At 35.6% G+C, this 23,551-nt stretch carries 29 protein-coding genes and 2 riboswitches; of the genes, 9 read left to right on the forward strand and 20 right to left on the reverse strand.

The window, feature by feature from the left end:
- Positions 1-34: 34 nt before the first annotated feature.
- The 7 genes from ACTNEP_RS00250 to ACTNEP_RS00280 form a co-directional block, all read right to left on the reverse strand.
- Positions 35-802, reverse strand: a complete 768-nt coding sequence (locus ACTNEP_RS00250; RefSeq protein WP_441159536.1) for a TatD family hydrolase — start codon at positions 800-802, stop codon at positions 35-37.
- Complete coding sequence (locus tag ACTNEP_RS00255) at positions 795-1,538, reverse strand: ABC transporter ATP-binding protein (protein WP_441159537.1); 744 nt, start codon at positions 1,536-1,538, stop codon at positions 795-797. Before ACTNEP_RS00255 ends, ACTNEP_RS00250 begins: the two co-directional genes overlap by 8 nt.
- Positions 1,538-2,293, reverse strand: coding sequence for an ABC transporter permease (locus tag ACTNEP_RS00260; RefSeq protein WP_441159538.1), 756 nt, complete (start codon positions 2,291-2,293; stop codon positions 1,538-1,540). The genes ACTNEP_RS00255 and ACTNEP_RS00260 overlap by 1 nt, the downstream gene beginning before the upstream one ends.
- Before the next feature lie 95 nt (positions 2,294-2,388).
- Positions 2,389-2,682 (reverse strand): thiamine-binding protein, encoded by a 294-nt coding sequence (locus ACTNEP_RS00265; RefSeq protein WP_441159539.1) that lies wholly within the window; start codon positions 2,680-2,682, stop codon positions 2,389-2,391.
- A 13-nt stretch (positions 2,683-2,695) separates the two neighbouring features.
- Positions 2,696-3,670, reverse strand: a complete 975-nt coding sequence (locus ACTNEP_RS00270; RefSeq protein WP_441159540.1) for an ABC transporter substrate-binding protein — start codon at positions 3,668-3,670, stop codon at positions 2,696-2,698.
- A gap of 83 nt (positions 3,671-3,753) precedes the next feature.
- Positions 3,754-3,863, reverse strand: a riboswitch (TPP riboswitch).
- Between the two features lie 152 nt (positions 3,864-4,015).
- On the reverse strand, positions 4,016-4,615 hold the full coding sequence (wrbA, locus tag ACTNEP_RS00275) for an NAD(P)H:quinone oxidoreductase (RefSeq protein ID WP_441159541.1): 600 nt from the start codon (positions 4,613-4,615) through the stop codon (positions 4,016-4,018).
- Positions 4,616-4,754: 139 nt separating this feature from the next.
- Positions 4,755-5,876, reverse strand: coding sequence for a metal ABC transporter solute-binding protein, Zn/Mn family (locus ACTNEP_RS00280; protein WP_441159542.1), 1,122 nt, complete (start codon positions 5,874-5,876; stop codon positions 4,755-4,757).
- 247 nt (positions 5,877-6,123) lie between these two features.
- Between ACTNEP_RS00280 and ACTNEP_RS00285 the strand changes: the two genes are divergently transcribed.
- Entirely contained in the window at positions 6,124-6,879 is a 756-nt protein-coding gene (locus ACTNEP_RS00285; protein ID WP_441159543.1) for a FixH family protein, read from the forward strand.
- Positions 6,880-6,966: 87 nt separating this feature from the next.
- Here the strand turns inward: ACTNEP_RS00285 and ACTNEP_RS00290 are convergent, their stop codons facing one another.
- Positions 6,967-7,290 carry a DUF4870 domain-containing protein gene (locus ACTNEP_RS00290; RefSeq protein WP_441159544.1) on the reverse strand — a complete coding sequence of 108 codons (324 nt, stop codon included), beginning with the start codon at positions 7,288-7,290 and terminating at the stop codon, positions 6,967-6,969.
- Between the two features lie 115 nt (positions 7,291-7,405).
- Here ACTNEP_RS00290 and ACTNEP_RS00295 point away from each other — a divergent pair, with 115 nt between their 5' ends.
- Positions 7,406-8,698, forward strand: a complete 1,293-nt coding sequence (locus ACTNEP_RS00295) for a lysine N(6)-hydroxylase/L-ornithine N(5)-oxygenase family protein (RefSeq protein WP_441159545.1) — start codon at positions 7,406-7,408, stop codon at positions 8,696-8,698.
- Between the two features lie 200 nt (positions 8,699-8,898).
- On the opposite strand, the gene ACTNEP_RS00300 is transcribed toward ACTNEP_RS00295, so the two are convergent.
- Positions 8,899-9,435 carry an ATP-binding protein gene (locus tag ACTNEP_RS00300; RefSeq protein ID WP_441159546.1) on the reverse strand — a complete coding sequence of 179 codons (537 nt, stop codon included), beginning with the start codon at positions 9,433-9,435 and terminating at the stop codon, positions 8,899-8,901.
- 66 nt (positions 9,436-9,501) lie between these two features.
- On the reverse strand, positions 9,502-10,521 hold the full coding sequence (locus tag ACTNEP_RS00305) for a serine hydrolase domain-containing protein (RefSeq protein ID WP_441159968.1): 1,020 nt from the start codon (positions 10,519-10,521) through the stop codon (positions 9,502-9,504).
- A 199-nt stretch (positions 10,522-10,720) separates the two neighbouring features.
- On the opposite strand from ACTNEP_RS00305, the gene ACTNEP_RS00310 reads away from it, so the two are divergent.
- The gene (locus tag ACTNEP_RS00310) at positions 10,721-11,953 is read left to right on the forward strand and encodes an MFS transporter (RefSeq protein ID WP_441159547.1); all 1,233 of its coding nucleotides are present in this window, start codon (positions 10,721-10,723) and stop codon (positions 11,951-11,953) included.
- 6 nt (positions 11,954-11,959) lie between these two features.
- Here ACTNEP_RS00310 and ACTNEP_RS00315 read toward each other — a convergent pair whose 3' ends face one another.
- From ACTNEP_RS00315 to ACTNEP_RS00330, 4 genes are all read right to left on the reverse strand, one after another.
- Entirely contained in the window at positions 11,960-12,868 is a 909-nt protein-coding gene (locus ACTNEP_RS00315) for an AraC family transcriptional regulator (RefSeq protein ID WP_441159548.1), read from the reverse strand.
- 670 nt (positions 12,869-13,538) lie between these two features.
- Positions 13,539-14,045, reverse strand: a complete 507-nt coding sequence (locus tag ACTNEP_RS00320) for a GNAT family N-acetyltransferase (protein ID WP_441159969.1) — start codon at positions 14,043-14,045, stop codon at positions 13,539-13,541.
- Between the two features lie 143 nt (positions 14,046-14,188).
- A complete protein-coding gene (locus ACTNEP_RS00325) occupies positions 14,189-14,797 on the reverse strand; it encodes a transglutaminase domain-containing protein (RefSeq protein WP_441159549.1) in 609 nt (202 codons plus the stop codon).
- Between the two features lie 64 nt (positions 14,798-14,861).
- The gene (locus ACTNEP_RS00330) at positions 14,862-15,335 is read right to left on the reverse strand and encodes an N-acetyltransferase family protein (RefSeq protein WP_441159550.1); all 474 of its coding nucleotides are present in this window, start codon (positions 15,333-15,335) and stop codon (positions 14,862-14,864) included.
- Between the two features lie 164 nt (positions 15,336-15,499).
- Here ACTNEP_RS00330 and ACTNEP_RS00335 point away from each other — a divergent pair, with 164 nt between their 5' ends.
- Together ACTNEP_RS00335 and ACTNEP_RS00340 are read left to right on the forward strand one after the other, a co-directional pair.
- The gene (locus tag ACTNEP_RS00335) at positions 15,500-15,682 is read left to right on the forward strand and encodes a hypothetical protein (protein ID WP_441159551.1); all 183 of its coding nucleotides are present in this window, start codon (positions 15,500-15,502) and stop codon (positions 15,680-15,682) included.
- Complete coding sequence (locus ACTNEP_RS00340) at positions 15,666-15,956, forward strand: GNAT family N-acetyltransferase (RefSeq protein WP_441159552.1); 291 nt, start codon at positions 15,666-15,668, stop codon at positions 15,954-15,956. The genes ACTNEP_RS00335 and ACTNEP_RS00340 overlap by 17 nt, the downstream gene beginning before the upstream one ends.
- Before the next feature lie 54 nt (positions 15,957-16,010).
- Here ACTNEP_RS00340 and queE read toward each other — a convergent pair whose 3' ends face one another.
- The 5 genes from queE to ACTNEP_RS00365 all read right to left on the reverse strand — a co-directional run bounded on the left by queE (position 16,011) and on the right by ACTNEP_RS00365 (position 19,410).
- Positions 16,011-16,739: a 7-carboxy-7-deazaguanine synthase QueE gene (gene queE / locus ACTNEP_RS00345; protein ID WP_441159553.1), complete on the reverse strand. Its 729-nt coding sequence runs from the start codon at positions 16,737-16,739 to the stop codon at positions 16,011-16,013.
- Complete coding sequence (gene queD, locus ACTNEP_RS00350) at positions 16,732-17,199, reverse strand: 6-carboxytetrahydropterin synthase QueD (RefSeq protein ID WP_441159554.1); 468 nt, start codon at positions 17,197-17,199, stop codon at positions 16,732-16,734. The genes queE and queD overlap by 8 nt, the downstream gene beginning before the upstream one ends.
- Positions 17,199-17,867 carry a 7-cyano-7-deazaguanine synthase QueC gene (gene queC, locus ACTNEP_RS00355; RefSeq protein WP_441159555.1) on the reverse strand — a complete coding sequence of 223 codons (669 nt, stop codon included), beginning with the start codon at positions 17,865-17,867 and terminating at the stop codon, positions 17,199-17,201. Before queC ends, queD begins: the two co-directional genes overlap by 1 nt.
- 81 nt (positions 17,868-17,948) lie before the next feature.
- A riboswitch (PreQ1 riboswitch) is annotated at positions 17,949-17,993 on the reverse strand.
- Positions 17,994-18,148: 155 nt separating this feature from the next.
- Positions 18,149-18,568, reverse strand: coding sequence for a VOC family protein (locus ACTNEP_RS00360; protein WP_441159556.1), 420 nt, complete (start codon positions 18,566-18,568; stop codon positions 18,149-18,151).
- Between the two features lie 50 nt (positions 18,569-18,618).
- A complete protein-coding gene (locus tag ACTNEP_RS00365; RefSeq protein ID WP_441159557.1) occupies positions 18,619-19,410 on the reverse strand; it encodes a helix-turn-helix domain-containing protein in 792 nt (263 codons plus the stop codon).
- A 380-nt stretch (positions 19,411-19,790) separates the two neighbouring features.
- Between ACTNEP_RS00365 and guaC the strand changes: the two genes are divergently transcribed.
- The 4 genes from guaC (at position 19,791) to ACTNEP_RS00385 (ending at position 23,298) form a co-directional block, all read left to right on the forward strand.
- Positions 19,791-20,765, forward strand: a complete 975-nt coding sequence (gene guaC / locus ACTNEP_RS00370) for a GMP reductase (protein WP_441159558.1) — start codon at positions 19,791-19,793, stop codon at positions 20,763-20,765.
- 134 nt (positions 20,766-20,899) lie between these two features.
- Positions 20,900-21,427, forward strand: a complete 528-nt coding sequence (locus ACTNEP_RS00375) for a CueP family metal-binding protein (protein ID WP_441159559.1) — start codon at positions 20,900-20,902, stop codon at positions 21,425-21,427.
- Between the two features lie 298 nt (positions 21,428-21,725).
- A complete protein-coding gene (locus tag ACTNEP_RS00380; RefSeq protein ID WP_441159560.1) occupies positions 21,726-22,589 on the forward strand; it encodes a Cof-type HAD-IIB family hydrolase in 864 nt (287 codons plus the stop codon).
- Between the two features lie 151 nt (positions 22,590-22,740).
- Entirely contained in the window at positions 22,741-23,298 is a 558-nt protein-coding gene (locus ACTNEP_RS00385) for a PilZ domain-containing protein (RefSeq protein WP_441159561.1), read from the forward strand.
- Between the two features lie 35 nt (positions 23,299-23,333).
- On the opposite strand, the gene copZ is transcribed toward ACTNEP_RS00385, so the two are convergent.
- The gene (gene copZ / locus ACTNEP_RS00390) at positions 23,334-23,540 is read right to left on the reverse strand and encodes a copper chaperone CopZ (protein WP_441159562.1); all 207 of its coding nucleotides are present in this window, start codon (positions 23,538-23,540) and stop codon (positions 23,334-23,336) included.
- Between the last annotated feature and the right edge of the window lie 11 nt (positions 23,541-23,551).

Genomic DNA, 23,551 nt, shown 5'->3' on the forward strand with positions numbered 1-23,551 from the left:
TTTCATTTTCCTGCTTATACTCTCCAATCTTTCTTTAAAAACGATGGATTAATCTATAAAATAATTTTGTATTCAGATCTATTTGTTCTTGTACATGTTGTATTGGTAACTGTTTAATAGTTGCTATATGCTTAATTACCTCTTTTATCATATTCGGATGCGTCATTTTTTCTTGAAAAGGTCCTTTGAACGGCCATGGTCCATCGGTTTCTACCATCATTAACTCAATCGGATAGCTTTCGACTAATTCCTGAATCTCTTTTTCATAGATGCAATCTGGTGTCACAGAAATCATATAGTTACTGTCTATCATCCGCTTAATGGTGGTAGCATCTCCTTTAAACCAATGAAAGTGGGCATGTTTGACGCCATGCTTAGCTAATAGATCACACACTATCATCGCATCGTCATATACAGCATGTAGCACAATCGGCAAATCATATTGCACGGCAAGAGTCATGAATCGCTCTAATATATCGATATAGGCTTGGAGATCAAGATTAGGCTCCTCCATTCTTTTGTAATAAGGCAGGCCTACTTCACCAATCGCAACTATTTGGTCATGATGTGTTTGAATCATTGTTTCGATCTTCGTTATTTCTTGTTCTGTTGAAATCAGTTGTTCCGGATGCCAGCCAAACGCAGGAAATACCGTTGGGTATTGCTTTGATAACTGCCGTACTTTTTCGCAGCTTGTTAAATCATTCGATACCGCAATCATACCATCAACTTCTAATGTTTCCATGATCTTTTTTTGCTCATTGGGCTTGTACCAATCCAAATGAATATGTGCATCAATCATCTATAACACCTCGTAATGTCTGATAGATTTGCTTCTTTTTTTCTAGGAATACTTGTGTTAAAGTTAATGCTTCCTTTCTAGGTCGATTGAAATCAATCGCAAATTCCTTGATTACGTTAGCAGGCTTGGAACCTAAAACAAGCACTCGATCAGATAAAAAAATTGCTTCTTCAATATTATGGGTAACAAATAAAACAGACGGTCGTTCTTGCTCCCAAATTGATAATAGCCATTTTTGCATTTCTAACCTTGTAAACTCGTCTAATGCCGAAAAAGGTTCATCTAAACAGATGAAAGTTTGCGGACTTAATAGACTGCGAACAAAGGCTACCCGCTGACGCATCCCACCAGATAATTCATGGGGATAAGAATTGACGTAGTCCTTTAAGCCAGCTCTTTCCAGCATCTCAAGTGCTTTTTGTTTATCAGGCTTTTGAAATAATTCCACACCCAGAATGACATTTTCGAAAACTGTGCGCCATGGGAAAAGGGATGGTGTTTGCGGCATATAGCTGATCGCACCTTTTTTTCCGTTTATCGTTTCATTATCTAATCGAATCGTGCCATGATCAGCTTGATAAAGGCCGCCAATCAGATGAAAAATAGTACTCTTCCCACTGCCAGATGGTCCAAGTAAGGAGACAAATTCACCATCATTGACTGTCAGATCTAAATTATTCAGAATCGTTTGTTCACCAAAGCTCATTGTAATATTCTTCAGTTCTAGCGTACTCATCAAGAGCCCTCCTTTCCCGGTTGCCATTTTAAGATGATTTTTTCAGTAGCTATAATAATTACAAAAAATATCAGGCATAAAATCATAATAAATAAAATTGCAACAAAAACCCGGTCAGTTCGGAAAGAGGAAGACGCTAATGTCATATATACACCAATTCCTTGATTTGCACCTAACCATTCCGAAATAACAGCCCCCATTACACTATAAGTAGCTGAAATCTTTAGCCCAGAAAATAGTTGGGGAACTGCATGAGGCAGTTCCAACTTTGTAAATATTTGCTTTTTCGTAGCACCCGCCATTTTCATATAATGAACTAATTCGGGATTTGTATGACGTAATCCATCGATTGTAGCTACAGCAACTGGGAAAAAACATACAAGAGTTATAATTAATAATTTCGGTGTAACACCAAACCCAAACCAAATAACTAACAGTGGTGCGAGTACAATAATTGGAATATTTTGTGACATAATAAGTAATGGATAGAGCGCTTCTCGAATTTTGGGCAGTAAATGAAGGACTATTGCAATAATTAGCCCTACACTGATACCGATGGCAAATCCACTTACAGTCAGAAAAACAGTTGACCCGATATGATGCTGATAATTATCCCAACCGTTGATCGCTTCTTGCATAATAACTGTAGGTGCAGGAAGAATCCAAGTTGGAATATTAAGTATTCGACTAGAAACCTCCCATATAAGTAAAAGACTTACGATCACGATAACTGGTAAAAACGCTTTTCTTAACATGAGGCATGCTCCTATTTAATGGCCACTTCTCATCGTTTGCTGCCACTTCTGGTAGCTTACTGGCCACTTGTTCAATTTGCTGACCACTTTTGCATTTAACGATATTTTTTGGTAAGTTCATTCATCGATGCCTGATGATCTTTATGTGAATAGATTTTCACCTGTGATATGACACTTGGACAATGTAACTCGTGCATACGCTGGTTCATTTTTTCAATAACAGCTAATAATTCGCCTAGATTCCCTTCCATTGTAGTTTCCAATGGATTGACTTGATATTTGACACCTGCTTGTTCGATGATCTTAATCGCTTCATCAACGAAAGGGATTGAATCCTCCCCATTTGGTGTTTTCGGAATGATTTGTATACTTACTAATGCTTCGGCCATTCATATCCCTCCATTATTCTGGTAAAAATTCGTTAGTAAATGCCGCTTCTACATCGAGTTCACGTTCTAATAAGTTATTTTCAAACATAAATTCTGCGTAATTGCGCCAAACTTCGGCTGATTGCTCACCCCATCTGTCAGCATCTTCTTGATATTTTGGTGAAATCCATTCCTGGCTTGCATGAACTAATTCTTCATCTAGATCCGGTACTGCTTCAGTTAAAATGTCTGCTGCTTCACTTGGATTGTCAATCGCATCGTGATAACCACGAGTTACTGCAGTCATAAATTGTTCAATTGTTTCCGGATTTTCTTCAATCATTGTTTCATTTGTTGTAATAACTGGCGTATAGTAATCTAATTTTTCCGAATAGTCCGTGAGGTAAATCATATCAATTTCCGTTCCACGAAGTTCTGCCTCAATACCCGTCCATCCATAGTAAATCCAGGCAAAATCGACATCACGTTCCACTGCTGTGAAAAAGTCCGTATTTCCTGTATTGACAATTTCAACATCTTCTACGGAGGCATCTTCTTGTTTCATTAATGCATCGATAACTGCTGACTCAACAGGAGCACCCCATCCACCATACGTTTTTCCGGAAAAATCAGCTGGTGATGTAATCTCTTTTTCCACTGGTGCGGCGAATCCAGATGTATTGTGCTGGATTATTGCTGCAACTGAAACAAGTGGAATATCTTGCGTACGTGCTTCTGTTACTTGTTCTTGATAACTAATGCCAAATTCTGCCTGACCAGAAGCTACGGTCTGATCTGCTCCTGCTTCTCCTGGCATGACTATTTCTACATTTAATCCTTCATCTTCAAAATATCCTTTTGATTGTGCAACATAAAGCCCAGTATGATTAGTGTTAGGCGTCCAATCTAATACTAATGTAACCTCCTCTAATTCTTCCTGTGCATTTTCTTCATTCCCACACCCAGTGAGAATAAAAAAGCTAATTAATACAAGCAAAACTTTTTTCATCATAATCCCCCTCTTTATCTTTCTCTTAGGGAACATATAAGAAAACGCCCAGACATTTAGCCTAGGGCGCAAACATAAAGATATCCAATATCTCATATGTTCCCTACGCTGGTGCTAACCAGATCAGGTTCTAAGGGTCAGCATCTTACGGATACAGTCTCAACCGGCAACACCGGTCCCCCTACATTCATTATTTTATTGCTACATAATACTTTGACATAATTCCAGCTTTTCTTCAAGTTTTACCTCACTAGTAGAAAAGTGTAGAGCACTTGGCGAGTAACTTTTACTCTTCTTTTCCTACAAAAAAACGAACCTCTTCACCAAGTGGTTCGCTTCTTCTCCTTAACCATGTATTTTATTTGCTATGTCCACCACACGTTTTGCTTGGTGTTTTACGGCAGCTTGTACATCTTCTACCATAGAACCATCTTCTTGGCTTTGTGTAACACTTGTTCCATATGGATTACCTCCAGCCGGATAAATAACATCATTAGAATATCCTGGTGGGACGATAATCGCACCCCAGTGCATCATGGATATATAAAGACTTAAAACCGTTGCTTCCTGTCCACCATGTGAATTAGAAGCTGAAGTCATTGCACTAACAACTTTGTTTACTGTCTTACCAGCTGCCCATAAACCTCCTTGTGTATCAATGAATTGTTTCATTTGGGAAGCTACATTTCCAAATCGAGTCGGAGTACTGAAAATAATTGCATCTGCCCATTCAAGATCTTCCGTTGTGGCAACAGGGATATCTTTAGTTTCTTCCATGTGTTTTTCCCAGTCTGTATTCTGTGCAATCGCTTCTTTTGGTGCTGTCTCTGCAACGCGCACGACTTTCACTTCCGCTCCAGCTTCTTTTGCTGCTTCTGCTGCCCAATTTGCTAATTGATAATTTATTCCTGTTGAACTATAGTAAACCACTGCTAATTTTATCATGTTGATAAAACTCCTTTTCATTCTTTAATATTTTTGTTTTGCCCACTTTTTTGAAATGTATTCCTTATTTATTCCCTAATGTTTTACTGTTATATCTGTATACAAAAAACACGGAGTGATTATGCACTCCATGTTTATCTTAATAATCCAAAGCCTTTGTCAGTGCTTCTAGATTACGTTCCATCAACGTAAAATACGTTTCTTCATTTTCTATATCTTCCTCGGTCAATACTTCTAAATTATGAAACTGAAGTGACTCTACATTTGCTTCAGATTGAATTACTTGCGCTACATTTGGTTCAATATTTTGCTCAAACATTAGATATTTAATACCTGATTTCTTCGTATGATCAATAATTCGCTCCAATTCTTTTTGAGACGGCTCTTGAGAAGGCGATATACCAGATATCGCAATCTGTTCGATACCATATCTGTCCTCCCAGTAGCCATATGCAGCATGGGCCACAAGTATTTCATTATTCTCAGTTGAGGTTAAGCGTTCTTGGAATACCTCATCCAATTCAGTTAAACGAGCTTCAAGATCCTCAAAGTTCTCTTGGAAAACTTCTTCTTGCTCTGGTTTTAATTCAATCAGTGCATCTTTAATGTTACTTGCAAGATCAATCGAACGAACTGGATCTAGCCATACGTGTGGATCTTTATCACCGTGTGCATGATCATGTCCATCATGGCTATGTTTTTCATCTCCATGGTTATGATCTTCTTCATGGCTATGCTCTTCATCTCCATGGTCGTGGTCTTCTTCATGGCTATATTCTTCATCTCCATGGTCATGATCTTCATCATGGCTATGTTCTTCAACTCCATGGTCATGATCTTCTTCATGGCTATGCTCTTCATCTCCATGGTCATGTGCATGGTCTAATAATGATACTCCGTCAGCAGCCTCAAGCATTAATACATCTTCTCCATCTAAGGCGTCTTTAATTGTACCTGCGTATGTTTCCATATCTATACCATTAAACAAAAACATGTCTGCTTCCGCTATATCAACCATCATTTTTGATGTGGGTTCAAAACTATGTGCATCTGATCCAGGTGGAATGATCATTTCGGCATCTACATACTCTCCACCAATTTCTTCAGCAAAATAAGCTAATGGAAATAATGTCGCATAAATTTTCAGTTTTTCTTCACTTGTTCCTTCATTACTTTCAGTTGTTTGGGAACCTTCACTGGTATTACAACCTACTAGTAACATAATCATGACGAAGAACAAAATAATTCCTATCTTTTTCATTCTTCCTTACTCCCCCCTGTATGTATCAAAACATAATCATTACGATTGATGACAGAAAAAAATAAATCGTAACGGGTCCGATTTAATAGTATTATAAACTATTAAAATACAAATGTAAATAGTAATTATTTTGATTTAATAAAAGTTGCGCTGACTAGAAAACATTAAATGTCACATATTATTCATTGATTGTTTATCATTGTAAGCGTATATTAACATTAGATAAAAATATGGAGGACAAGTATTTATGAAAAATTTAATACTGCTAATCAGTTTTTTTATTTTCCTTGCCGGTTGTAGTAATGCAGAGAACCATGAACATGAAGCTACTGATGAAGTAAAAGGAATCCAAGTTGATTTTGAGTTACCTGAAGAAGCGGAAGCTGGAGAAGCTGTCTTATTGAAAACCACGGTTATTTATGGAGATGACGAACTTGTTACCGACGCTGAAGAAATGACGTTCGAATATTGGAATGTAGAGGATGAGGAAAATACGAAAACAATGGAAGCAACTAATAATGAAGATGGAACCTATACTGCAGAAGTGATTTTTGATGAACCTGGCATATACGAAATCTATGCTCATACAACTGCCGAAGGCATGCACACGATGCCTAAACATTCGATTACGATTAACGGTGAGACGCATGAACATCATGAGCAGGCTTCCCACGAGGAAACAGCTGATGAGGAACATGAACATAGTCATGGCTTTGAAATAAAAATGAATCCATTAGAAGAGATAACGATAAATAAAAAGGTAGATATAATCGTAGAGCTTTCAATGGATCACGAACCTTATGAGAATGCACGAGTACGCTTAGAAATAATCACGGAAAATAGCGAAAAACATGACTGGATTGAGGCAGAAGAAAATCAACCTGGTGAATATGTAAACTCCTACTCATTTCAAGAAGCTGGTCATGCAGAAGTGGTCGTCCATGTGACTGACGATTCTGGATTACATGAACATGAAGAGTTCCATCTGGAAGTAACCGAGTAATAGCCGATTATCAAGAAACATAAGTATACATGCAAACCTACTTCATTGCATGTATACTTTTTATTTGTACTATTTTACGAAATCCTTTTATTTAATAAAACGAATGACAAGTGGGATTCGATATTCCTCTCCACTATATGCTTTAAATAAAGCAATAAGGGTAAATATAAATGCCAGAATAGCCACAATTGGTAATAGTAACAAACCTATTAACAGAAATACCAGAATCCAGCTCACTATTCCATAGATGGTAAAAGAAATAAAGAAATTAAAGTATTCTTTTCCATGATGGTCGATAAATGGAGACTCATCACGTTTGATCATCCAGATAATTAAGGGACCGATTATAGTAGTAAAAAAGCTTAATAAATAAATTAACATTCCAAATAAACGCTCATCACTATTCGTCATCATTTGACACCTCCATTAATATTTTACCATATTTCATCCACTTCAAGTTCTAAAATAGATAATTATTAATGAAATGTATATAATAAGAAGAAATAATGGAAAATGAGGGAAATCTATGGAACAATATGATCTTATTGGGATAGGGATTGGACCCTACAATCTTGGGCTCGCTACTTTAACAACTGAAAAATCTAATCTCAAAACAATCTTTTTTGATCAAAATGGCCAATTCGCCTGGCACCCAGGTATGTTAATTGAAGGAACTGATTTACAAGTTTCCTTTCTTGCCGATCTTGTGACATTTGCGAACCCTACTAGTAAGTATACGTTTTTAAATTATTTACATGAACACAATCGTTTATATAAATTTTTCTTTTTTCATAAATTTGAAATGCCTAGAGCGGAATATGCATCCTACTTAAAATGGGTAGTGGAGCAAATGCCGAATTGTTACTTTAAAGCAGAAGTTAAGGATGTGATTGATCACGGTGATCAATATGAAGTAGTAGTCAATCATTGGGGCGAGCAAAAAGAGCAATCTTACTTCACAAAGCATGTCATACTTGGAACAGGTGGAACACCGATGATTCCATTTAAAATAGATAACATTGGCTCTGAACACGTTCATCATTCCAGCCAATATTTGTATCATAAAGAACATACAGTTAAGGCAAAACATATTACCGTTGTCGGTTCTGGCCAAAGTGCATCAGAAATCTTCTACGATTTATTAAAACTGCAGGAGTATTTCGATTACCACTTATCATGGTATACACGATCACCTGCTTTCTTACAGCTAGATAATAGTAAGATTGGTCAAGAGGTATTTACACCTGATTATGTAGATTATTTTCATCAATTACCGTTTAAAGAACGAAAAGACTCTCTTGGTCTCCTTGGGCAGTTACGAAAAGGGATTGACCGAGAAACATTACATAAAATACACGAACTGCTTTACCATCGATCCGTTGATAATAAAAGACTACCCGTAACTATTCAACCATTAACGGAGATTCAACAAGTGATAAAGAACGGTTCTCGCTTAAAAGTGGAGGCGAAACAATGGCAAAAAGGGGAAGATATTTCTTTTGAAACTGAAAAGGTTATACTTGCGACTGGATATAAACCAAATATTCCCGACTGGTTTTATCAACGCTTCGAGGATAAAATTGAGTGGGAGGATGACAATCGGTTTAGAGTAGATGATCAATTTAAGCTTGTCTTTAAAGGTGAAAAGAGGGATCATCACTTTTATACTTTAACTAATTTGGAGCACTCACACGGTACAGGAGCAACTAATTTAGGATTAGCAGTAGATCGTAATATCAAGATCATCAACGAGATTGCCGGAGAAACAGTCTATGAAGAAAAAAGGGATACAATCTTTACACAATTTGACTCGGAATAAGTTATATAGAATGAAAACTGATAATAGAATGTTGAAACGTTTGGAGATTACTCCAGGCGTTTTTCATTGGCTTGACGTTGTATTGACTGAATAATCGATAGCCCTTTATCTACGGATGTTTCAATATACCCTACTATCTGATTAAATGTAAAGACTTTAAGCTCTTTATTCATAACTTCCTTTTATAGCATAAATAATTTTTAGTTAGATGTTAAATAATCCAAGACCATATCAACTCTTTCTGCCACTGAATAATCTCCTTCAATCCTTAAGACGGGACATGTTAAGGCCGTCATCCAATGTTCATGTAGAGTTTTACTTCTAACATCCATACCGGCTTCTTCATACAAGGAAGCCCATTCTAAAAACGCTTTTGATTGCTCGTATTTACTACCGCCTGCTAATATTTCATTTCCATACCTTTGAAACTCTCTTTGTTGCAACCTTTCAAGCCTGATATCGGAAGGAATCCATAAGAATATAACCAGATCAAAACAGATTTTAAATATATCTCCCCAACCACAAACTGCTCCAGATAAAATCCAATCTCCATCTTGTGGTAAATCTTTTTTAAGCATTTCTCTTCTTTCTGGTACTTGTCTTTGTTCTGTAAATTTGGTTTCCCAAAAATAATCATCTGTATCAAGATGTTTATGAGGTAACACATCTGACAGTGAAGCACCAAGTGTCGAAGTTCCAGCACCAGCCGCTCCCATTATATGGATTTTTCTGTACATTTTTTCTCCTTCTGTTTGAATTTTTCAATAGTTCTCGCTACTTCATTAATCGTTTTCAATTATGCTTCAAAGTATATCATCTTCAATTACTTTCATTATATCTGACGCGCCATCTGACTTGTTCGAACAAACTACAGCCTTATAACCACTATCTGGATAATAAGCAGAATGAAAACTAACACCGGGATCATACCCCATAACGTGATACTTATAAATATTTTTATGATTTTTTTCAATCCAGATGCCGTATCCATAATAACTATCCTGCTTATTCGTTTTCACATGAGGAGTAAGCAGCCTCTTCGTATATCCCTCAGCTAAAAATTGATTATGTATTAACGAGTTCCATAACTTAATCATATCTTTCACCGTCGTGTACGCTCCTCCGTCAGAGCCACCCTTTACGGGAAGTGAATAAATATTTGTTTTCCAACTTCCATCCGCGAAGTCAATATACCCTAGCGCTGTATTTTGCGGTAAAGCATCAAATTCAAAATATCCTGATTGATCCATCCCCGCCTTATTAAAAATATTTTCTTGAATATAATTGGAAAAGCTAAGGTTGCTTGCCTGTTCAACAATTAAACCGAGTAAAATATATCCTGCATTATTGTAATGAAATCTCTCACCAACTTGAAGTTTCATAGCATTTTGTTGAAATAATGGCAAAAAATCCTCTAACTCTCTGATCGTGTACATCGGGTACTTAATCCATAATTCTTCAAAATCGTCCATTACCTCTTCATCAAAATAGTCAGGTATGCCAGAAGTATGTGTTAGTAGATGATGAATGGAAATAGATGGATCGAAATAAGGAAACGAGATGTCTAGACAGTCTTGTAACTTGGTCTCAAATGATAGCCTACCTCTTTCTACCAGTTGACAAATAGCTATCGACGTAAACAGCTTACAGCCCGATGCAATACCAAATCGAGTTTCTACTTTATTCTCAAACTGTTCTGAACGGTTTGCAAAACCATAACTAATCTCTGCATTCATGTTATTCTTATCTTGCACCATCACACTTCCTGAAAAATTATTTTTTTCTATTGCATTGTTCATCCGGTTTACAAGCTTCCCCACCATTATCAATTCCATTCCCCTCGATTTAGTTTTCCGTTCAAAAGCCATGCTAACTCCTTAGTTTAATACTATCATATTATTCCAACAATGGACCTCTCATCACTAAAGTAATGAGTTTTCTAATGAAACAGCACAATCGCAAATTTGGAAAAGAAATGAATGTACCTCCTTCTTATAATAGTGCAAAGAGGGGGCCAAAAGAATGAACATACTAAAGTCAAAGAATCCATATACGGTATATATTTATACTCACTTTTTGTCAGCATTTCTGTTTACATTTGTTTTTACGGTTAGTCTTGTATATCATGTTCAAATTGTAGGACTAAATCCTCTTCAACTCGTATTAGTGGGAACTGTCTTAGAACTAACCGTTTTTTTATTTGAAATTCCAACCGGAATTGTTGCAGATATAAAAAGCAGAAAACTTTCTATTACTATAGGATATATTTTAATAGGACTTGGCTTTCTACTTGAGGGAATTTTTCCATTTTTCCTTACTGTATTGTTATCACAAATATTATGGGGTATCGGCTATACGTTCACAAGTGGTGCTGGGCAGGCGTGGATAGTAGATGAAATTGGTGAGGAACGGGCATCATTGGCTTTAATAAAAGGAGCAAGGGCTAGTAATCTTGGTAAAGTAATAGCAATTCCAATAAGTATGATTGTTGGTTATATGATGGTTAATTTACCAATCATCTTAGGAGGAATTGGTATGATTGCTCTATCATTACTATTATTTTTATTCATGAAGGAAGATAACTTTAAACCAATTGAAAAGGACGAAAGAGAAACTTCGTTAATTCAGATGAAAAATAGTCTAAATAATATGATGCATTATTTCAGGGCAAGTCTTATATTGAGAATTTTACTTCTGATTGCTTTAATTTTCGGTTTGTATAGTGAAGGATTTGACCGTTTATGGATGCCACATCTGATTGATAAGGGTGATCTTGCTATTTTATCAGATTCCCATTTAGTACTATTTATGGGGACCATACAATTTATTGTTGTTTTAATATCATTTGTAGTTCTTCATTATATTAGTAAGAGTAGCATACACAATCAAAAAAGGAATATGTATATTTCTCTTTTTATTGGTACTGCTCTTATTATAGGAGCTCTTTTTGGGTTTGCCTTTTCCACTTTTATAATTGGGCTATTAGTGTGGTATATAATCATTCAAATAGGCAGAGAATCGATAAATCCTTTATTTGACATATGGTTAAATAACTTGATTGAAGATTCGAACATGCGTGCTACATTCTTTTCAGTAAAGGGACAGGTTGATTCAATAGGGCAAATAAGTGGTGGTCCTGCTATTGGTCTGATTGCAACAAAATACACGATTAAAGTTGCTCTTATCGTTAGTACGGTTTTATTATCACCAGTTTTACTCTTATTTTATATTGCCTTAAAAAAAGATAGAGCGTAATTTTTTTTACGTTCTATCTTTTTCTTTTATCGGAATATGTATTTCCATATATATTTTGTCAAAATCCCAGTAATGACACTTTTCATCGTAGTATTCAAAATCAAATGAATCCTCATTAACCTCATACGAAGAATGTGGCAACCAATCCTCTAAGATATATTGCCAAGTACCTTTAATGGAAGTGAAAAAATGTTCTACTGAAACCGATGGTGTTTTAAAAACGGCATAGGTTGAAGCTGGTATTTTTACACGTGTTAGTTCTTTCGAAGGTTTCATATCCTCTTCGTATTCAACAGAAAATAAATAGGTAAATCCTCCATCAATTTCACTACTATGTAGGTTAATACAATACTCTCCATGTTTTTTTGGTTTAAGTTGCTCATATAACATTCTTTCTATAGAGCCATCATTTAATCCCGGCTGATTCCAATAAGCAGGTTCATCCCTTGTATAAGAAACGTTCTTAACCTTCCCTTCGAACGTTTTACCAATTACCCAGAATGCAGGTCTAGTAGTGATCTTAGGCTGCATCACAATCCCACCAAGTTTCATATGTTGAAGTCTCGATAAGTCGGGCTTCTGCGGTAATGAAATTGGACAGTGGATCCTGTAAAGGCTTGGAGGGCTACCAAAAGATTTCTTAAAGGCTTTTGTAAAACCAGCATGTGTCTCAAAACCGTATTCTACTGCAATGTCTATAATTTTCTTTCCCATCACTAAATCATGTAATGCATATTGTAGTTTCCTTTTCAGTACATAATCCATTAGAGTATAGCCAAGATGTTTGTGAAAAATCCGATAAAAATGATAAGGGGAGTATCCTACCATTTTCGCAAGGTATTCCGGGTATAACTTTTCTTTAATATGATCATCAATATAATCAATAACTTGTTGAAGGATTTGTGTTTGACTCAAATAAATCACCTTTAATAATTCTGTTTTCTCTTAATTTTTCAATATAATCCTCTGGTAATAGTACCTTAGTTTACAAACTCAAACTCTAATTAGTCAAATCTATTAAATGATATATTTTCGTTCCTAAATATACTGTCCAATTTTAAGAATGGGACGTTTCATTTGCTTAAAGTAGATACCCATTAGTTGAAGATAAAAAGTTATTTCATTTTATAGAAGGTTCAGTACCAAATTAAAAAAGGACTTTGTCAAAATGGTACTTAAACCACAATTAAGTACCAAAATTAATAAACACACGACCAAAGTTGGCACTTAACCTGTTGATAAGTATCAAAATCAAGACTAGATCTAATAAACTTGGTACTTAACAGATGAATAAAAAATGGCGTGGATATCATGAGAAGGCGGTACCCTCAATAATTTGCTTGATGTTGGAATTGGACGGGAGTTTTAGGGTTTTTCTTAAAACTACCTCCATTAGCTGGTCTGTCTGTAGGCTGTAACTCTAGCTCAAATATGAACAATTTTAATTTTCTATCCTCTATCACCTTATAAGTTCTTCAGCTACGGGGAAATCAAACTTAATTTTACTCATCACACAACCACCTTTAGTTTTTTGAGCAATATTATTTAATTCTCTATGTTGATTAAACAAATGATGAGCAAATGATTAGGATAGTACGTTAGTATTAAACGCTACTTGCACAATATGTTTTTCTCCATTTTTCTCAAAAACTTTATATTGCTGCATCCCTATTTTCTCTGCTACCCTTTGTGACGGTATATTCTTAATGGTGGCGTAGGAAAAGACCTTTGGATAATGTAAAACTTCAAATGCATATTCTCTACAAGCTGCTGCCGCTTCTGTTGCATATCCTTTATTCCAGTAGTCCTTTATAATATGAAATCCGATCTCAGGTACTGTTTCCTCTTCAATTTTTTGCATTGTAATGCCACAATCTCCAATGAATAGATCAGCGTCTTTTAAAATTACTGCCCATAACCCGTGATTATATTTTTGGTAATTTTCGATATTCCATTGAATCCATTTTTCCACCTCCTTCTTATTAAATGGTTTTGGATAGTATTGCATCGATTCTGAATCAGAGAGAACCTCTGCTAACTTTTCTGTATCCTCCATTTTTAATTCTCTAAGATAAAGTCTTTCTGTTTCCATAATTTTCACGATTTTCACCCTTCTCTCGAATAAAATTGGATCCTTTGACTATATATACACTTCAACATTAGCATAATATTCCAAATTCCGGTATATATTCATAATAAAAAAGGACGATCCATTTGCTGATCGCCTTTGTTTTATTATAAAGTATCTGGAAGGTGATTTTTATACATTTCAATCACATTTGTATTTGCTTGTAACGTAGCAATTGTGTTGCCATTAGGCTTATGATAAATAATAGGATAATCTATTTCTCCAAACTCTTCTTGAATGGTGAATGCTAATTTTTCTTTGTCTAGAGAAAATTCCGCTTGAACTCCAGGCTTATTTCCGCGAGCGTCTACTCGTATCCAACGATTTAACGAACGGAGAAAAACGCCATTTAATGCATGTAATGAGTAACCCTTTTCAGGTGTGTCAAAGATCATTAACCTTTGGTAACAGAATCCGGTAGGAATTCCTTCAACACGTAATAGGGCAGCTAACAAATTAGCTTTTGCATAACAAATACCTTCTTTAGCTATTAGCACATCTGAAGCTTGACAGGTTACTTTTGAACCTTGGATATCCCAAGAATGAGAGATTTCATCTCTTACGAATTCAAAAGCTCTTTTCACCTTTTCCATTTCATTCTGTTCATCGTTAAATAATTCATTTTTCTTCCTTTGTATGTCGGCATGTGAATAATCAACAACATCTAGCTCTTGGAGATACTCTTCCATATGATAAGATTCTGGTATTAGTTGCATTTATTTCTACCCCCTTTTTGTATAATAATACACCATTTAGTATATTCATACAATGAGCAATAAATTATCCAACATATTTTTTAAATAACACTCTACCTTGACCGGAACCATCATAATTGGTATGAACTGGCACACCATTTACTACGCTATCGCCTTGTTCTAATTCAAACCCCATTTTTTCATGGTAAACGATGGATACTTTATTCACTGGTGAGGTGACAGCGCGAACGATCGTTCTATTATAGTGTTGAGCCACTTTAAAAAACCGATGATAAAGTTGTTTTCCTATCCCATACTTTCTATACTCAGGGTGAACCCCGACGAAGTGAATATATGCTTCATTAGCATAAGATTGGGATAAAAAGCCAATTAAGAAACCAACGATTTTTCCATCCTTTTCTGCGATAAAACTTGTATTATTGAAATGTACAAAAAATAATTTCGGCAACATATCAGACATTTGTCTACCTCCCCACCAGTCGTTCATTAAGGGGGAAATGATCTGATAGTCCGAACTTTTCACTAAACGAATTTCCAAGCTAAACAACTCCTATACTATAAGATAAGACAATTCTATCATAAGCTAAATGTAGAATAATTTTGCCCATTGTTAGTAAACGAAAGCTATACCCACTTAAAAGGTTGAAGCTAACTTTCTTCTATTCATAAAGATAAAATACTTATAAAACGGGAGGAAAAATAATGGAGTTACAAACAAAAAGACTAAGAATCATCCCTTGTACAGAAGAATCATTATCACTTATTTCCACATCAGAAGAATATGAAATTGGCTCTCATATTCAAATGTATCTAGATGCACTTAAAGAAGACCTTCCCTTCACCTTTCGGTTGGGGTGTATGGTTTGTAATGGAGAAAGAAAATGACATTGTTATTGGAGATATAGGATTTAAAGGGAAGCCAAATTCAACTAACAGCGTTGAAGTAGGTTATGGAATTGCAGCTTCAGCACAAGGGCAATGCTATGCAACGGAAGCAGTAGCGGAAATTATCCAATGGGCATTTACTTTTGAAAATGTACATCAAGTAATTGCAGAATGTCAGGATAACAATATTCCATCAATAAGAGTTCTAGAAAAATTACATTTTGATAGAATAGGTTCAGAAAATAATCTGTTGAAGTGGCGACTGGAAAGGTAATCTAGCAACCAAACCAACAAAGACGCGCCTAAAATTGCACGCCTTTGTTTGTTTTCAAACACCTCTTCTATTCCCCCATACCAATATATGAATTTGTGGAAGCACACGGATACCATTTAAATCACTTGACTTCATCACTTGTTCAATTAACCATTCATATTTCCTTAACAAATGATCAGCAATTTCACTCGGTTCTATTTCCTCCAAATTATCATTTCCTACTTGTAAGAAAAAAGCTACGCCTGGATACCTATTATGAACATATTTGGCATATTCCAGATCAGATTCATCAAAAATAACGACTTTTAAACTCGTTTTGGTCAGACGTCCGGATTTGTCTAGTTGCGCCAACATATCATCTAACACTTTCCAATTGGTTTTCATCTTGGAGCTTGGAGGTTTTGGAGATATCGTTAAGTCGTCTACTTCCACAAACCAGTCCTGCCAACGACTTCCTTGGGTTTCCAGTGCAACCTCGATCTCATTCGAGTGTAACAAATCTATTAATTCACCTACATGTTTAAGAAGTGCCGGATTCCCGCCTGAAATCGTCACATGATCAAACTGATCGCCACCAACTTCTTTTAATCGATTGAAAATTTCTTCACTAGTCATCTTGACAATATCTTCTTTTGCACTGCCATCCCATGTAAAAGCAGAATCGCACCATGCACAGCTATAATCACACCCAGCAGTACGAACGAACATCGTCTTACGGCCAATTACCATGCCTTCTCCTTGGATAGTTGGCCCGAATATTTCCAAAACAGGTAGCTTATTCACTGATCATCCACTCCCGTCTAGCTTCTGCATAGCTTGTTGGGGTTTCGAATAAGCGGACAAACTCTACCCGGCATTGATTCGGTAAATCCTTTAATGCTTCTTCCATCTTCTCAAAAATCCAAACCACCATATTTTCTGCTGTCGTGTTCATCTTTGGTAATGTTTCATTTAAATAGCGATGATCTAAATGGATTTCAATGTTTTCCTTCCAAATTTGTTTGATCTCACCAAAGTCAATCACGATCCCTATCTCATCGACAAAACCGCTAATACCAAACACTACTTTGTATGTGTGTCCATGTAGATTTTTGCATTTTCCTTCATAACAGTGAAGGTGATGTGCAGCATCAAAGGTAAATTCTTTACTAACCAGCACACGTTTTTGGTGATATTTTAATTGATTACGTTTAATGTCCTGATCTATTTTCTGTAAATCATCGACAATTCGAAAGCCATACATTATTGATTCACTCCATTACGTTTTGCTAAATAGGTGTCTAATCCCTTTTGTCTTAAGTGACAGGCTGGACAATCTCCACATCCTGTTCCTCTGATACCGTTATAGCAAGTTAATGTGTTTTCTCGGATATAGTTAAAAGCTCCTAGTTGATCTGCTAATTCCCATGTTTCTGCTTTATCGAGCCACATTAATGGGGTGTGCACAACAAAATCATCATCCATCGATAAATTCAAGGTGACATTTAATGATTTAATAAAGATATCTCGGCAATCGGGATAACCGCTAAAATCTGTTTCACATACACCTGTAATAATGTGTTTCGCATCAATTTGTTTTGCTAGAATCGTTGCGAAGGATAAAAATAATAGATTTCTTCCTGGAACAAACGTATTGGGAAGCTCACCATCTTCTCCATCCGCAACTTCAATATCATCTCTTGTCAAAGCATTTGGTGCCAATTGATTTAACAATGACATATCCAAAATATGATGTTTAAGACCTTGCTCTGTAGCAATTTCTTTCGCTATCTCTATTTCCGCTTGATGACGCTGGTTATAATCAAAGGTCACTAATTCCACATGCTCAAACTTTTCTAACGCCCAAAAAAGGCATGTCGTACTATCCTGACCACCACTAAAGACAACCACTGCTCGATTATTTTTATCCATAAAAAAATCCCCTTTCACATTGAAAAGAGAATTCTATAAAACACCCAAAAACAAAAAAATCACACCTAAGGCATGGCATGATTATCCTTAGTTTTTTATAGAGGGTGTAGCTAGAACCTCTCCTGCTTTTATCTGCAGATTTGTATGTAATTTTTTGCACAATGTGTAGTATATCATATATTTTTAAAATGTACACTAGTTATTCTTTATAAAACAAGGTTCATCCTTAGTAAAAGACAGGTAAAGAGCTAATTTTACAAAATATCGATCAGCTCTTTTGTTTATTCATGTGTAGATATTTGCCAAGCAACCCCGAATTTATCTGTCACCTGACCGTATAAAGGACTCCAGAACACTTCCTGCAATGGCATGACAACATTGCCACCTTTTGAGAGGTTTTCAAAAACTCGCTTCGTTGTTGCTTTATCACTTATAACAAGCGCAACGTTAACTTGATCTCCCAATTGATATGGTTGTCCTGGCATTGTATCTGACAGCATAAAATCGGTTTCACCCACTCTTAAATGAGCATTTAAAATACGATCCTTCCCTTCTTCCACTATCCCCATTTCTGCTTGATTTGGAAGATCTGCAAAAGTCTGTACACTGATGATTTCAGCATCAATTGCTTCTTGATAAAACTTCACTGCTTCCTGACCATCACCATTCGTTACTAAATAAACATGCATATTCTTAATCATACTTGCACCTCCTGTTTAAAATTATATCTAATGATTAACCTGATGATTTCTTATATATTGCTATATTCTATTTCAGATGATAAATGTTGCTGCATCAATAAACCAATTGAAATTAGAACTGGTGGATCATCTATTCTTGGTAGGCGTAATGTAACGTTTAAGTGTGGCGTTTCTTGATGAGATTGAACAATAACAGGCTCTTCTAGTTTTGCTCTAAGTGTCGACTCTGTTAATAATATTTCAGAACTCTTCATTCCCGTATTAACAGTAGTGGAAAGTAAATAATAGGTACCTGCTTTCACATTTTCGAATACAAAGTCTCCTACTGATTCAAGAATGGTTCCGTACAAGGGTAAACCTTCTGGAATCGGCTTAGAAAATAAACCTATTAATATAATACCATTTATCTCTGAAGGTGATGTAATCTTTCCTCTTACGGTTTGAGAAATATTTCTATAGGGATTAAAAGCTTTTGCACGTTTTAATTGAATTTGTTGAAGGTGTTGTGTGACGCTCGATTCCGATTGACGAAAAACAGAAGGTGACACTCCTACTTTTTGTGTAAATCGGGTAGTAAAAGTACCAAGGCTATGTTGGCCAATCTCCATTCCGATATCCCTTATCGTTAAATCTGTATGGATCAGTAGTTCTTTGGCTTTTTGTAGTCGAAGAGCAGATAAATAGTAGTGTGGCGGCAGACCAATCTGATCTTTGAATATTCTTGAGAAGTGATAGGGACTGTACGCTACGTGCTTGGCTACTTTTTGGAGTGTGATTTCTTCATGTAAATTCGCTTTTATGTATTTAATAGCTGCTTCCACTTCCGGAGAGTTATGTACCATAGAAACACCTCATGACTATTTTTTTTTATTTTACTAAAACTGTGAAAATGAAGCTAGTTTTAACTGCTATAACACCAGAAGTTTTCAACTATTTAGCTATTTATATTTCTAAATTGCCGATATTTTATTGCTTTTTTAATTAATTTCCATATATATATTCCTTTACAGTTATAATCAACCGGGTGCGTGTATTGAATAAAGATAGAGGTTCACAAGACTTTTGTGTGAGCCTCTTTCTTCTTTCTAATACACTTTCCTTTAGTCTATATAGATTTAACTGATCCTTATTATTGACAAATTTCTTTATCTATATTATATTACCTAAGGCGAATGATTATAACGATTCAATCAAAAAATGTTCGTCTTTAGGAGTGATATAAATGGAAAATGTATTTGATTATGAAGATATTCAATTAATTCCTAACAAATGTATCGTAAGAAGCCGTAGTGAATGTGATACCTCCATTCAATTTGGAAAGCATACATTCCGTTTGCCGGTTGTTCCAGCCAATATGCAGACAATTATTGATGAAAAGATTGCTACTTTTTTAGCAGAGCGTAATTATTTTTATGTGATGCACCGTTTTGAACCAGAAACAAGAAAAGATTTCATTCAATCTATGAAGGAAAAGAACTTAATCGCTTCCATTAGTGTCGGAGTGAAGGACGAAGAATATCGTTTTATCGAAGAACTTGCTAATGCTGCTCTCGTTCCAGACTACATTACGATTGACATCGCACATGGACACTCTAATGCTGTAATAGATATGATTAAACATATTAAGAAGCATTTACCAGATAGCTTCGTTATAGCTGGTAATGTCGGTACGCCAGAAGCAGTCAGAGAATTAGAAAACGCAGGTGCAGATGCAACCAAGGTAGGAATTGGACCAGGTAAAGTATGTATTACGAAAATAAAAACAGGATTTGGTACTGGAGGATGGCAACTCGCTGCATTAAGATGGTGTGCCAAAGCTGCAACAAAACCTATTATTGCAGACGGTGGGATTCGTACACACGGTGACATTGCCAAATCTATCCGTTTTGGAGCATCAATGGTCATGATCGGTTCGCTGTTTGCTGGACATGAGGAGTCTCCAGGTACAACGGTAGAAGAAAACGGAAAATTGTACAAAGAATACTTCGGTTCTGCCTCTGAATATCAAAAAGGTGAAAGGAAAAACGTCGAAGGTAAAAAAATGTATGTGGAGTATAAAGGTTCACTCCAAGATACACTAACAGAGATGGAGCAAGACCTCCAATCTTCCATTTCTTATGCAGGCGGAACAACGTTGAATGCTATCCGTACTGTGGATTATGTAATAGTAAAAAACTCTATATTTAATGGAGATTGAACAAAAAGCACACCTGAAAGCGATCAGGTGTGCTTCTTTTTTGTCAATATTGTGTCCGCTTCAGAGGAAATGTATTTTGGCATTATCATCAATGCTATAATGATACCAGTATTTAAGTTAAGGAGTGCATACATATGAAGCCAAAAATACTATTATTATTTTTGTTCACTGCATTAATCGTTGCAGGCTGCAGTAATAATCTAGAGCAAGAAACTGAAGAACTATCACATGAAGACATAAAAAATCTTGTTTATCAATACAGCATTGATGAAAAAGATGCCAAAACTGCTTCCATTACTTCTTCCGACTTAATAATCGAAGAATTGGATGGAAATCAAACAAGTTATCCATTACCAGATGATGAGTTTTTTGTTTCGATTGCACCGTTTATAGATGAAACACATCCATGTACAAACCACAGTCTCACAGGCTGCCAGGGGGAATTAACCAATACTTCATTTGATGTTTATATAGAAGATGCTGAAGGTACTGTCATTATAGACGAAACGATTGAATCATTTGATAACGGATTTATTGATTTATGGTTACCTCGTAATCAACATTATCATGCAAAGATTGTATATAACGGAAAAGTTGCTGAATCTGAAATCTCTACCTTTGAAGAGGATGGTACATGTATTACTACTATGCAACTCTTGTAAAAGATTATGGCCACTTTGCCATTTTTAGTGGCCATTTTTTCATATGCCATATATCAAACAACATCATTCATTAGCTTTTCTGTAAGAAGAGATCGTCTTCCTTATTCCTTCTCTATATGGCGTGCGTGGTAAAGGACCTATATTCATCTCATATTTTTCTCCATTCAATACGACAGGAATTAGCTGTCAATCATAAATTTTGTTTTCTTAATTAACAATTTTTTAACGAGACATGAATACATTCCTCCTGTATCATTAACCTATATAAAGAAACAAATCATACATGGGGGACAGCAAAATGAAATTAATCGCAACTGATTTAGATGGAACATTATTAAATGCAAACCATTCGATAAGTCCAGAGAATAAAAAAGCAATACTACGTGCAAAAGAAGAGGGTATTGAGATTGTTGTCGCAACAGGACGATCTTACAACGCTGCCAAAAAGCCACTAGATGAAGCAATGCTATCATGTCCGATTATTTGTTTAAATGGTGCAAAAGTACATAATGTAGCTGGAGATATATTATCTACCTCTCCTTTGGACAAAGAATCGTGTAAGCTTATTCAGCAAGCATGTCAACAACACGGAATGTATTTTGAAGTATTTACTAATAAAGGTGGTTATTCTGAAAGTCGTGATAAATTTATAGAGGTAATGGTTGATATTAACAAAACAGCTTTTCCAGACGCTGATTCAGAAACCCTTCGTAAAAGAGCGACCGAGCGCTTCCAAGAAGAAGAAATTACGATAACTGAGGATTTTGATCAGCTTTTCTTTCGAGAAGATATTGAGGTATATAAAATATTAGCCTTTTCTTTAGATAATCAAACAATTAAAAAAGTGTATGAAGAATTAAAATCCGATGAAAAACTTGCTATTACTTCCTCAGGTGAATCTAACCTTGAATTTAACCACCCTAACGCGCAAAAAGGTCTAGCATTAGAAAAATTCGCCAAACAATTAGGAATTGAAATGAAGGATGTAATGGCAATCGGTGATAATTATAATGACCTGTCGATGTTAAAAATGGCTGGACGCGGGGTTGCTATGGGAAATGCTGAACCGGGAATTATCAAAGCATGTAATTACATAACAAAAACGAATAGAGAAGATGGCGTAGCTTTTGCAATTGACGAAATGCTACAAGAATTACAATAGCGATACGAGGAGCATTGACTCCTCCATCGCTATTTTTTTTACTAAATTTTAATTCCGTTTCATGAAGGAGATTAGGACTATAACGTCGAATACATAATTGAGTCTAAAGACCCTCATTTAACTTCTCCAGCTCTCAGTATTATGATACTTTTTGACCAAAAAGGAGGTTATTCTAATCGAATTAATTATATTACTGATAATTATTCTTTCAACTGTTGCACTTGTTATCCTTTCATTCCTTTATTTTCTTTACTACCGAGAAGAGAAAAAAGCAAAAGTTACTGATAACTATGAACAATTTCAGGATGTTAGCATAGAGAACGCTAGAAATGATTTTCGTATTGGTATGAACGAAAAAAACTGCTATATTAAACTGGTTTTATTTGAAAACCCTCAACTTTCAATGCTTGAGAATAAATATTTTTACGGCGATATAGAAAATATGAGTGCTGGTGGTTTTAAATTTTCCAGTAATTTCAATATTCCCATTGATAAAAAAGTACTCATTCAAACAATACTGTCAATAAAATCCTATAATTTTACGCTTATGGGGGAAATCATCCGAAAAGAAAAACACAAGTATTCCAACCGAATATCATATGGTGTCAAATTCACAAATATTTCAAATGATGAGAGGGCAAGAATTGTAAGGGCTTTAAATGAATTAATGATTGAAAAAAAGAAAAAAGTAAAGCAACTGAATCAATGAAGGTAGCTATCACAATGATAACTACCTTCATTTTCTTAACCAATATCATATCCTTGTTGTTCGACCGCATCTTCCATAGCAGCAATTGTTACCTTCTGTTCATCGTAGGTAACATCTACTATTCCTTCTGTTAAATTCACCTCAGCTTTGGTCACACCCGCTAATTCTTGTAGTGCACCTTCCACAGATGCTTGACAATGGCCACATGTCATTCCTTCTACTTTTAATCTAGTTTGTTTCATCTATATCTCCC

This window comes from Gracilibacillus sp. HCP3S3_G5_2, assembly GCF_052063305.1.
Lineage (GTDB): Bacteria > Bacillota > Bacilli > Bacillales > Amphibacillaceae > Gracilibacillus.